Here is a 610-nt window from a genome sequence, read left to right on the forward strand (position 1 = left end):
AACAACACAGAGAGCTTACAACAAGCCCTCCCTACAATTGGTTATGGTAAAATCTTTGACGGTGTAGACGGCGAATTTGAAGCCCAACGTGGAGATGTGGTTATTTGGGCGCCACGAGACGGCTCTAGCTCCCTTGGTGCATTTGGTCACGTTATGATTATGACAAGTCCGACTACAGCAATCCATTGCAATTACGGATATGATGGCGTGACCGAAAACGACTACAACCAAATCTGGGAACTCAATGGTCGCCCCCGCGAAATTGTTTTTCGTGAGGGGGCGAGTGGGCAAACCCCAGCGCCTGCACCAGCTCAACCACAAACAAGCAATAAGTTAAAGGTTTATCAAGTCAACGACTTGCAGTTTGTCAACGGCATTTGGCAAGTACGTTGTAACTACCTTGCGCCAGTCGAATTTGACTGGACGCAAAACGGCATTGCCTGCGAAGACATTGACCTTGTGGACGGAAACGGCAATTTATTAGCAGACCAAGTGACAAAAGTAGGTAGCTATTTTGTCATAAACCCTAATAAAATTGTCTCTGACGGTGAGGGAGCTTACGGCTCTGGTGGTTACTATTGGCGACACGTTACACTTGCAGCAAGCGGTC

General features: G+C 47.7%; 1 protein-coding gene. It reads left to right on the forward strand.

The window, feature by feature from the left end; translation table 11 throughout:
- On the forward strand, window positions 1-610 hold a 610-nt coding region (locus tag HMPREF2574_RS10630), incomplete at both ends, for a lytic exoenzyme target recognition domain-containing protein (RefSeq protein WP_306806742.1).

Source organism: Streptococcus sp. HMSC034E12 (genome assembly GCF_001835915.1).
Lineage (GTDB): Bacteria > Bacillota > Bacilli > Lactobacillales > Streptococcaceae > Streptococcus > Streptococcus vaginalis.